Origin of the sequence: Bradyrhizobium sp. SHOUNA76, assembly GCF_023006445.1 — a bacterium.
In the GTDB taxonomy this organism is placed as follows: Bacteria; Pseudomonadota; Alphaproteobacteria; order Rhizobiales; family Xanthobacteraceae; genus Bradyrhizobium.
Window position 1 is genome coordinate 1 of sequence record NZ_JALBHA010000173.1, and the last position, 11382, is coordinate 11382.

The 11382-nt window shown below is 63.1% G+C and carries 9 protein-coding genes; 6 read left to right on the forward strand and 3 right to left on the reverse strand.

The features are described from left to right. Both MOV74_RS18990 and MOV74_RS18995 read left to right on the forward strand, forming a co-directional pair. Window positions 1-624 (forward strand): AMP-binding enzyme (locus MOV74_RS18990; RefSeq protein ID WP_246925536.1); only part of this gene is annotated, 624 nt, incomplete at its 5' end. Between the two features lie 76 nt (window positions 625-700). Further along, complete coding sequence (locus tag MOV74_RS18995) at window positions 701-1924, forward strand: ABC transporter substrate-binding protein (protein WP_246925539.1); 1224 nt, start codon at window positions 701-703, stop codon at window positions 1922-1924. Between the two features lie 68 nt (window positions 1925-1992). Here the strand turns inward: MOV74_RS18995 and MOV74_RS19000 are convergent, their stop codons facing one another. Next, window positions 1993-3504, reverse strand: coding sequence for a glycosyltransferase family 2 protein (locus tag MOV74_RS19000; protein WP_246925542.1), 1512 nt, complete (start codon window positions 3502-3504; stop codon window positions 1993-1995). Window positions 3505-3556: 52 nt separating this feature from the next. After that, complete coding sequence (locus MOV74_RS19005) at window positions 3557-4327, reverse strand: helix-turn-helix transcriptional regulator (RefSeq protein ID WP_246925545.1); 771 nt, start codon at window positions 4325-4327, stop codon at window positions 3557-3559. Between the two features lie 186 nt (window positions 4328-4513). Here MOV74_RS19005 and MOV74_RS19010 point away from each other — a divergent pair, with 186 nt between their 5' ends. From MOV74_RS19010 to MOV74_RS19020, 3 genes are all read left to right on the forward strand, one after another. Further along, a complete protein-coding gene (locus MOV74_RS19010; protein ID WP_246925547.1) occupies window positions 4514-6775 on the forward strand; it encodes a marine proteobacterial sortase target protein in 2262 nt (753 codons plus the stop codon). Between the two features lie 172 nt (window positions 6776-6947). Further along, a complete protein-coding gene (locus MOV74_RS19015; RefSeq protein ID WP_246925555.1) occupies window positions 6948-7517 on the forward strand; it encodes a class GN sortase in 570 nt (189 codons plus the stop codon). 162 nt (window positions 7518-7679) lie between these two features. After that, entirely contained in the window at window positions 7680-8672 is a 993-nt protein-coding gene (locus MOV74_RS19020) for a glycosyltransferase family 2 protein (RefSeq protein WP_246925549.1), read from the forward strand. 11 nt (window positions 8673-8683) lie between these two features. Here MOV74_RS19020 and MOV74_RS19025 read toward each other — a convergent pair whose 3' ends face one another. Continuing rightward, the gene (locus tag MOV74_RS19025) at window positions 8684-10330 is read right to left on the reverse strand and encodes a glycosyltransferase family 2 protein (protein WP_246925551.1); all 1647 of its coding nucleotides are present in this window, start codon (window positions 10328-10330) and stop codon (window positions 8684-8686) included. Window positions 10331-10540: 210 nt separating this feature from the next. Here MOV74_RS19025 and MOV74_RS19030 point away from each other — a divergent pair. Continuing rightward, on the forward strand, window positions 10541-11382 hold an 842-nt coding region (locus MOV74_RS19030; protein ID WP_246925553.1), incomplete at its 3' end, for a CoA-binding protein.

Sequence of the window (11382 nt, forward strand, 5' to 3'; positions counted from 1 at the left end):
ACCTCGCCGGCCGTGCTCGTGCTCGACCGCGAAGATGCGGCGCGGAAAGCCGGCTCCGCCGGCAAGCCGGTGCTGCACACCGAGGTGCGCATCGTCCGCCCAGACGGCAGCGATGCCGATGTCGGCGAACTTGGCGAGCTCTGGGTCAAGGGCCCCAACATCACGCCGGGCTATTGGAACAGGCCGGAGGCGAACAAGACCTCCTTTACCAACGGCTGGCTGCACACGGGCGATGCGACGCGCGTCGACGAGGACGGCTTCTACTACATCGTCGATCGCTGGAAGGACATGTACATCTCCGGCGGCGAGAACGTCTATCCGGCCGAGGTCGAAAACGTCCTGCACCAACTCGATGCCATCGCCGAAGCTGCCGTGATCGGCATTTCCGATCCGCAATGGGGCGAGGTGGGCCTTGCGATCGTCGCGGTCAAGCACGGCCACAAGCTGACGGACGCCGATGTCTTTGCACATTGCGCCGCCAATCTGGCGCGCTTCAAATGCCCGCGCCAGATCCGCTTCATCGACGCGCTCCCGCGAAACGCGACCGGCAAGATCCACAAGCCGACCTTGCGCAAGGAGTTCTCGGTGACCTCCGAGGTCGACAAGAAAGCCGCCAACGCCTGATCAAAGCGCCCCTCTAGTGGCGCTTTTCCTTTTTTGAGTGCCTGCCCCATCCCACGAGAAACCCCAAGGAATTTCCATGAAGAACAAGAAATTCGCCCTGCTCGCCGCGGCAACGGCCCTGACATTGCTCTCGGTTCAAGGCGCTTCCGCGCAGAAAAAATACGACACCGGCGCCAGCGACACCGAGATCAGGATCGGCAATGTCGAGGCCTATTCCGGTCCCGCTTCAGCCTACGGCATCATCGGCAAGACCGAGGAAGCCTATTTCAAGATGATCAACGACCAGGGCGGCATCAACGGCCGCAAGATCAACTGGATTTCCTATGACGACGGCTACTCGCCGCCCAAGACCGTGGAGCAGGTGCGCAAGCTGATCGAGAGCGACGAGGTGTTCCTGGTCTTCAACGCGCTGGGCACGCCGACCCAGACCGCCGTGCAGAAATATCACAATTCCAAGAAGGTGCCGCAGCTCTTCCTCGCCACCGGCGCCAGCAAATGGAATGACCCGAAAAGTTTCCCCTGGACCATGGGCTTCCAGCCGAGCTACCGCGTCGAGGCGCGGATCTTCGCCAAGTACATCTTGCAGGCCAAGCCCGACGCCAAGGTCGCGATCTTCTATGCCAATGACGATTTCGGCAAGGACTACGTCGCCGGCATCAAGGAGATCTTCGGCGACAAGGCGTCCTCGCTGATCGTGGCGGAGGAGAGCTACGAGACCACCGAGCCGTCGATCGATTCCCACATCGTCAAGCTGAAGGGCACCGGCGCCAACGTCTTCGTCAACATCTCGACACCGAAATTCGCAGCCCAAGCGATCAAGAAAATCGCCGAGCTCGAATGGAAGCCGATGCATGTCATGACCGACGTGTCGATCTCGATCGGCGCGGTGATGAAGCCCGCCGGGCTCGATGCTTCGGAGGGCGTGCTATCGGCGACCTATTTGAAGGACGCGTCCGATCCGCAATGGAAGGACGACGAAGGCATGAAGAAGTTTCTCGCCTTCATCGACAAATACATGCCGGGCGCCAATGTCTCCGACACCAACCTCGTCTACGGCTATGCCGCCGCGCAGACCCTGGTTCAAACCTTGAAGCAGTGTGGCGACGACCTGACGCGGGACAACGTGATGAAGCAGGCCGCCAGCCTGAAGGACTTTACGCCCGATACGCTGATCCCCGGCATCAAGATCAACACCGGCGCCAACGACTTCGCGCCGATCGAGCAGCTCAAGATGATCCGTTTCAAGGCCGGCCAGTGGGAATTGTTCGGCGACATCATCAGCGCCGAAACCGGAGGCTAGCGCCACCCCGCAATATGCGATTGGCGGCGTTCATCGCCGCCAATCGTTTTGCGCGAGCCAACACACCCTCAGGGGGTCGCGACGGCCGATTGTGAATGTCTCGCATGGGGCGCTCCGCATACTTGTTCCAACGCGATGGAAGTGACCGATAGGCCCAGATATCGCGCATCGTCGCGGCCCCTGAACGCGGGGCATATCCATGCAAGCGTCGCCATGCCCGATGGTGGCAGATCGATATCCAGCGTGTAGCTGTCACGGCCGATCGTGATCGCTGCCGGATCGACGCGTCTGCCGTCGAGATAGAAATAGGTCCCGATGCGCTCGAGCGGCGCACGGAGCGCGGGACTTCGGATGTAGACCCTGTTGCGGCCGGGGTGCCCTTTGATGCGAACCGCCGCCTGCGGCTCGCTCCAGCGGAAGGTGTGCCCGGCCGACGCCTCCACCGCGTGGAAACCGGCTTGGGCAAGAACATGCTCGTCGGGGAGGCCGGCGACGGACCTGTGGTCACATCCAGCGCGATGAATGCAATCAAGTCTCTGGAGCCGGATCAGCGAGGCGATGTATCGCCTCATCCATCGCGCGATTGCGTCACTCGATCCAGCGACCGTCAAAACGGTCAGTACGCCACGCGCCCAGGCCGCCTCCAGCCGAGCGGAGCTGCGCGCGGCTAGATCGCCGAGAATCGCAGGCGCCAACCATCGGCAGAAGAAACGTAACTTCTCACCGGGCCGCGTCCAGCCCCGCCCCGAAAGGCTGTAGCGCGCCAGCGCGTTCAATGCATGGCGGGCGAGCGAAGGATCGTGATCGCTCCGCTTGCTCCATTCGAGGGGAACTTCGAGCAGCTCGCTGCCGGGATCGCGGCGTTCCTCGCCGAGATAGCGGATCTCGCCCTGCACGAAATCGAGCGTGAACGTCTTCAGCTCGCCGATCTCGCCGACGTAATAGTGATGGAAGCGCGCCTCTTCCAGATAACCAATGGCATATCCTTTTGCGTGATATGTCGCAGCCAGCACCCATTCGGCGAAATGGCCGAGTTCCTCTCGCAGGCCTCCGCATTCCCAATAGACGTCACGCCGCGTCACGAAGCACTGGTCGAGCACTTTACGCCAGGGATGCTGCTTCATCCCGAATTCGATGTCGGCCTGGTACATCGCAGCCTCTGCCAGGGACAATCGATTGTGGCAGATCGGGACCGAATGGCAGGAAAAGCCGGCCCAGTCGGGATGAGCCTCGATGGCACGGATGCACAGCTCGATCACGCCGGGCTCGGGCCAGCAATGTGACTCCGTGAAGAACAGATGGCTACCGCGGGCTTTGGTTGCGCCGAACGCGCACAGCCCGATATCGTGTTCGGAGTCTGTGAACTCGAGACGAGCCTCGTCACCGGCCAGCGCCTTCAACTCCTCGCGCGCCCTAAAATCGGGCGGCACGACCAGGATGATTTCGTAGAGGGATTTGTCCGCGGTCTGTGATGTCCAGCCCAGCCAGGACTGCTCCCATTGCCCGCGGTGATATTCGAGCGGGATGATGATGGAGAACAGCGGAGATCCGCCGCGGTGTCGCCCGGGCCCGTCCTGCATGGTCTATCCTTATAGGCACATGCCAAGGCGGTGCAGGACTATTTCTTGCGGACTATAGCGTCAAAAACAGCGCGAACGACTCTTCTACCGTGCGTCGCAGATGGTTTCGATACAAGGCATGGTTGGCATCGTCGGGCCCAACCCGTCCCAAGGAGGGCTTCTGGACATTTTTCAGCGGCACGTAGGCGATCGGCGCCGCGATCGGCGTCAGCTGCGAGCCAGGGCCTGCGCGGAGCGTCGAGATGATGCCGTACATCTCGCCGGCGACCGTCGGCCGCGACACCGTGATCACGCGATGCTGGCCATGCTTGATGATGACGAGGTAGATGAAGCCGGACTGATGGGGAACGGCGACCTCGCCGGTATGCTCATAGGCGGCATCGGTCCGATCGCCCTCGCGGAAGACCAGCGAGGAAATTTGCGGCTCCCAGACGATCTCGGTGCGATAGGCGAAAATCGCATCCTTGTGGCCGAACGACGGCCGCAGCGTGATGTAGACGTCCTCAAGCCAGCTCACCGCGCGGTGCGCATAGGAGCCGAGGCTGTCGGGCGCGACATCGTTTGCTGCCGGCGGCGTCACCACGACGACGCTTTTGCGCAAGGAGACGCCCAACGCCTGCTCCAGCCGGACCGTCGTCGCCAACGTGAACGGCCTGCGGCCGCCGAGCACCTTCTCCAGCGTCGACAGGCTGAGCTTGGCCTGCTCGGCCAGCGCCTGCCGGGAGATCCGGCGTCGGGCGAGCTCCTCGCGAATGGTCTCGGCAATCTCGCGGCTCTGCTCGTCCGAAAGCTGCTTATCGTTGGATTTATCCTGCATCTGCATCGCTAGCCCTGCTCCAGCACCGCCATCCTAGCAGGGCGGACAAACCAGTACAAAACCGCACATGACCGCCTACAGGCGGCGTGCCCGGGCCGGCCGCGGCGGAACATTACCGATCATTCTGCTCGCGAAATCGGCCCCTCCCGGCAAATGCTCAGAGCCAGCAAACGCCCTTTCAGGAGCAGGCCAATGGACACCTACGACACGGCTGACAACGACGAGCACCCCATGTTGAACCGGCTGATCAAGCTCGGATTGCTTCTTCTCGCGCAGGGCATCGCGGTGATGCTGATGGCCTTCGTGGCCCTGCTGGTCAGCTTCGGGACGAGTTGGTCGGCAACGACCGAGCAGGCCAGCCTGCTCCAGCCCGGCGATGCACGGTCCGGTACGCTGCTTCTGAAGGATGACGGCGCCACCACGGAAGCGATCCGCCTCGGCACCGACGTCGACATCACGGTATCAGGGCCGACGCTGCGCGCGCGGGTCACCCAGATCTTCCGCAACCCGACCAAGGACTGGGTCGAGGCAACCTATGTCTATCCGCTCGCGAGCGGCGGCGCCGTCGATACGCTGAAGATGGTGGTCGGGGACCGCGTCATCGTCGGAGACATCAAGGAGCGGCAGCAGGCCCGCGTGATCTACGAAGAGGCACGCCGCGCCGGTCAGAAGGCCGCGCTCACCGAGCAGGAACGGCCGAACATCTTCACCAACTCGGTTGCCAATATCGGTCCCGGCGAAACCGTGCTGGTGCAGATCGAATATCAGGAGCCGGTGCATCAGTCCGGCAATGAATATTCGCTCCGCCTGCCACTGGTGGTCGGACCGCGCTACAATCCGGCGCCCATCGTCCAGAGCGTCGACTTCCGCAACGACGGCTCGGGCTGGGGCGCGACGACGTCGGACCCGGTACCGGACCGCGACCGTATCTCACCGCCTGTGCTGGATCCCGCCAAGAATGCACCGGTCAATCCGACCACCATCACGGTGCGCCTGAAGGCCGGCTTCGCACTTGGCGAGGTCAGGAGTCCCCACCATAACGTCAAGATCGAGAGCCCGGACAACACGGCACGCATCATCACGCTCGCCGGTGGCGCTGTTCCCGCCGACCGCGACTTCGAGCTCAGCTGGAAGCCCGCCGACGAGAAGGCGCCGACGGTCGGCCTGTTCCGCGAACATGTCGGCGATGCCGATTACCTGCTCGCCTTCATCACCCCGCCCAGCGTCGAGCAGTCGACACAAAGGCCACTACCGCGTGAGGTCGTGTTCGTGATCGACAATTCGGGGTCGATGGGCGGCACGTCGATTGTCCAGGCCAAGGCGAGCCTCACTTACGCTCTTTCCCGGCTTCAGCCGACCGACCGTTTCAACGTCATCCGCTTTGACGATACCATGGACGTGCTGTTTCCGGCTTCCGTGCCGGCAGACGCTGCGCATGTCGGCGAGGCGACCTCGTTCGTGAGCGCGTTGCAGGCGCGCGGCGGCACCGAGATGGTGCCGGCGATGCGCGCCGCCCTGGCCGACAAGCTCGGCGACACCGGCATGGTTCGCCAGGTCGTCTTCCTGACCGACGGTGCCATCGGCAACGAACAGCAATTGTTCGAAACGATCACGGCAATGCGCGGCCGCTCGCGCGTCTTCATGGTCGGCATCGGGTCGGCGCCCAACACCTATCTGATGACACGCGCCGCCGAGCTCGGCCGTGGGGCCTTCACCCATATCGGGTCCGTCGAGCAGGTGGAGGAGCGCATGCGCGGCTTGTTCGCCAAGCTCGAAAATCCAGCCGTGACCGGCCTCATCGCGAAATTCTCCGAAGCCAAGGCCGACATCACCCCGGCGATCATCCCCGACGTCTATCGCGACGAGCCGCTGGTACTTGCGGCAAAGCTCGACAAGCTCGCGGGCTCGCTCGAGATCAGGGGGCGCGTCGGCGAGCGTCCATGGTCGGTGACGCTGCCGCTGCAAAATGCAGCGGAAGGCAACGGCCTGTCGAAACTCTGGGCCAAGCGCAAGATCGGTGACGCCGAGGTGGCGCGCGCCATGCGGGAACTCGCGCCCGAGGAGGCCGACAAGGCGATCCTGGCGCTGGCTCTCGACCATCAGATCGTCACGCGCCTGACCAGCCTCGTCGCCGTCGACAAGACGCCGAGCCGCCCCGAAGGCGCACCGCTCAAGCCGAGCGAATTGCCGATCAACCTGCCCGCCGGCTGGGACTTCGCGAAAGTGTTTGGCGAACGGCCGCAGATCCAGTCGCACTTGCGTGAACGCCATGCCGATGCGCGCACCTCACCAGCCGCGCGGCGTCCGGCACCCGCAGCGCCTGATGCGATCCGTCTGCCCAAGACGGCAACCTCAGCCGAGCTGAAAATGATCGCAGGTCTGATCCTGATCGCGCTCGCCTTGATCCTGTTCGTGTTCAACCGGCGTCGATCCTTGCTCACCGACGTCGCTTGAGAGAGGAGTCCCCCGAACTCCTCTGTTAGCGCGCGCGGCTGCCCGTCCCACACCAACGGCCGCGCGCGCCTTTTTCTTCCCGTCATTGCGAGCGCAGCGAAGCAATCCAGGCTGCCTCAACGGAAAGACTCTGGATTGCTTCGTTGCGCTCGCAATGACGCGTGTAGAGACAATGCCCCGCCTCTTATCCCCGCTGGTTCTGGCACTGATCGGCCTCATCCTGTTCGGCGACGGTGCCTATGTCCATGCCAAGGCCTGGCTCGCGCAGGTGCTGCTGGAGCGCGCCTTCGACAGAAGCCTGATAACGGGCGGGGTGATCAAGCCGTGGTCATGGGCCGACACCTGGCCGGTCGCGCGGATCGAGGTGAAGCGGATCGGCGCCAGCGCGATCGTGCTGGAAAGCGCGAGCGGGCAGGCGCTTGCCTTTGGCCCCGGTCACATCCACCAAACGGTTGATGCCGGCGAGCGCGGTGTCGCGGTATATGCCGGCCATCGCGACACACATTTCCGGTTCTTGCGGAATGTTGCCATTGGTGACGTGATCGATGTCACACGCCGTGACGGCAAACACTTTCGCTATCGCGCGGATTCATCCGCCGTGGTCCGCTTCGATGCATCGGGCATCGATCCCACGGCGCAGGATGTCGAACTCGTGCTCACGACCTGCTGGCCGTTCGACGCCGTCACGTCCGGCCCGGAGCGGTATGTCCTGCATGCCACCCTGATCGAAACAGGTGAATAGCGGTTCGCAATCGGCCCATCCCGGATTGATCGAGGCCTCTGAAACCGCGCCGGACAGGCCGCGCCATCGCGTTTGACGAGACCGTGAACTGGCGCTGCAGGCTGGAGACCTATAGAATGGCCCATTGATTTTTGTACGTTGTGATTTGTGAAAGAACGATGGATGGACGACGAGTTCAGGCAGCGCCTCGAACAACGATTGGAGCAGCTCGAAAATCGCCTCGCGCTGCTGGAAAGGAACCAGGATCTCATCGCCGCCGGGCAAAGGCGGTCCTCGCTGCGAAGCCTCTGGCGGCGCCCGCCGATGTGGACCTTCGAGCAATATCCGCCGCGCCTGCTCAATTTGAGGGCTTTGCCGCCGGCCCCCTCCATCCGCGAGAATGCACCGCGGATCGCGATCGTCACGCCGAGCTACAACCAGGCGCAGTATCTCGGCGCCACGATCGAGAGCATCGTCGGCCAGAACTATCCGAACCTGTATTATCACGTGCAGGATGGCGCCTCGATCGATGGCACCATAGATCTCCTGAAAAGCCGCGCCGCGGGCATCAGCTGGAAGAGCGAACCTGACAGCGGGCAGTCGAACGCCATCAATCTCGGCTTTGCCGGCATCGACAGCGAGATCATGGCCTATCTCAACAGCGACGACATGCTGTTGCCGGGGACGCTAGCCTTTGTCGCCAACTACTTCACGTCGCATCCGCATGTCGACATCGTGTATGGCCATCGCGTCTTCGTCGACCGCGAGGGGCTCGAGGTCGGCCGTGCCGTGCTGCCGCCCCATGACGGGCACGCACTGCAATATGCCGACTATATCCCGCAGGAGACGATGTTCTGGCGCAGGCGCGTGTGGGACAGGATCGGGCCGATCGACGAAAGCTTCCATTACGCGATGGATTGGGACTTCATCCTGCGAGCGCAGGCCGCGGAGTTCAAATTCGTCCGCCTGCCGCGATTTCTCGCCTGCTTCCGAATCCATGACGCCCAGAAGACGGCATCAACCTATGCGATCGGCGTCCGGGAGATGGGCATCTTGCGGCGCCGCGTTCTCGGCTTCGATCCGACACAGATGCAGATCCGCCGTGCCATCGCTCCCTATCTCGCAAGGCAGGTCATCTTTCACTACGCCCACAAGCTGAGCCTGCTGCGGTATTGAGCGTGCGGCGATTACCGGCCTCGTGACGCACGGACATCGTCATCGAGCCATATCCGCTCGAGGCCGATGCCGAGGGGACGCACATCGGAGCTCAGTCCCAGATCAGCGGGCGAGCGTGGATCGGATAGCGACAGGCTAATGGTCAACATCCCGTCGGCGGCAATCGCGGCGGGATCGAGCATCAACCTGCGCAAGCCCGCGAACGCCCCTCTCGAAAACGTCAATTCCTGCTGCGCGCCGTTACCGACGCGGCAAACCGCACGCAGTTGCGGATTTCCGTCAGCCACGAAGGCCCGGCACGCCAGCACGAGCTCGACCGGCCGTGACGGAATGGGGTGGACCTCGAAGCGGAGCACGCAATTCCTGGCAACCGACCAGGTGCCCCATTGCTCCGGCTCGCTCCATCCCTCGGCCAACGCGGCGACACCTGTCCCGCCACGTCTGAATTCGAGTTCCTCTGCACCGAGGACCGGCGCAGACACGGGAGCCTCCAGAGCGACTGGATCGAACGGCTGCTGATCCGGCACGAACTGCGCGATCACGCGCACTGCGTCCGCGATCGAATTCAGCCCGAGCGTCGAACCATCCAGCTCGTAAACCACGCGGTTCTGCCCGATGACGCGAACACCCTTGCCAGGTGGCGGCCGATCCGCAAGGCGGGCAGGAATGATGATGTCGGCGACATCGAAACCATGCGTGCGGGCGAGTTCGCCGATGGTTTGTACGGTTCGATCATACAGGGGCGGCCGATTGTTGATGTCGGTCGCAAGCGCCTGTGCCAGCGCCTTGAAGTCGAGCCGCACGTCGTCGTCATCCCTCAGCAGCAGTCGTTTCAGGACGAGCATGTCCTTGGCGATGAAGAGCTGGAGGGCGTTGAGATCAGGGAGCCGGGGATCGTCGTCAATCGGTCCGAAATCCCGCGCTCCACGCGACGTTTCGAGCAGATCGGTGGTCTCGAAGAACAGCGCGTGACCGGTGCTGTGCTGCGAGAATCCGGCCATGCTCAGCGGCCGCGACAGCCGGACGAAACTGTCGGTCAGCGCGGCATTGGCGATACCGGATGCCACGTCGGGCGATAGGCCGATGAAATAGCGGCCACCGACCGCACGCATCCGGTCGATGACGCTGCGGCGGACGAACGAATTGTAGATCATCGGCAGGTTCGCATAGTGCGCCTGGAAGCCGAAGATGCGCGCCAATTCATCCCGCGACGAGACGCGCTTTGCCGACGAGGTCAGGTCGATCTCGGCGAGCAGCCGATTGCGGAAAGCCGGATGGTAGTAGCCCGGCCAGTAGTAGCTGTAGGCGCGCCAGCTCAGGAGATCGATCTTACGGCCGGAGAGCAGATCCGACGCCGTGGCACATGCATAGGGCATCAACCCGTCGTCATCGCCGAGGAAGGCGATGTACTCGCCAGAGGCATGGCCGAGCGCTGCCTCCCAATTGTCGGTCATGGTCAGGACGGTTTCGCTGGCAAAATGCTTGAAGCGCTCGTCCTGGAGGTCTGCGACCATCTTCGCGATCTCGGGATTGCCGCCATTGTTCTGAACCACGAACTCGCAGTCCGCGTGCGCAGGCTGGCACGCCATGGTCGCGAGCGCATGGCGAAGCGTGTCGGGACGATCGAGAGTCGGCACCACGATGGACAGGAGCGGCATGATCACCGTTTGAGAGAATGAGCGTCACCGTTCCTAGCATCTTGCCGGATCGTTCGCACTTTCGCCAAAAGTCTCGTGATGCTAGCCTTATCGTCAGGCCCTGTCGTCAAGACCTGCCCATTCCGTCTCGCGGCATGGAATCCGCCACGATCAGCCCGCGAAGCCGGCGCGACAGCGCGTTGCAACAAGAACAAGAAGTGAGGGAAGCGCATGGAAGCTCAAGTGCCTGCCGCATCGGTTTCGCAACGTCTATGGTCTCCGGCTCCCGATGCCAGCGACATCGTCAAGGGCATCCACGCCATGCTGCACCCGCTCAACATCGTGCTGGTGGGCGCGACCGACAAGCCCGGCAATTATGCCGAACGCATCTGGAATAATCTGATCAAGTACGGTTACGAGGGCGGCCTGTATCCGGTCAACGCCAAGCGTGAAGCCATCTGGGGCGTCCCCTGCTACAAGGACTTTGCGAGCCTCCCGGAGAAGCCCGATCACGTTCTGGTGCTGGTGCCGGCGCGCTTTGCCGTCCAGGTGATCCGCGACGCCGCTGCGGCCGGTGCGCGCTCGGCCACCATCGTCACTTCGGGCTTCAGCGAGCTGCAGGATGAGGAAAGCCAGAGGCTCGCCGCCGAGTTACAGGCCGCCATACGCGAGACCGGGCTTGCCGTCACCGGCCCGAATTGCCTCGGCAACTTAAGCGCCGGCGAAAAGCTCTTCACCAACATCGACGACCGCATCGTCACCATGGAGCAAGGCGCTGTGGCAATCGCCGGACAGTCCGGCGCCATCGTCATGGCGATCCGCCAGGCGCTGGAAGATCGGGGTGTCGGTGTCGGCTACATGGTGACGACCGGAAACGAGGCCGGACTCGAGACGCCAGACCTGATGCGCTATTACGCCGAGGACCCGAGCATCAAGGTGATCGTGGTTTATCTCGAAGGCGTGCGCAACACCAAGGCGTTTCGCGATGCCTGCAAAGCGGCGCGCGCCGCGAGCAAACCCGTGATCGCGTTCAAGCTCGGCGCGTCCGAGGGCGGTCGCGCGGCGGCGATGGC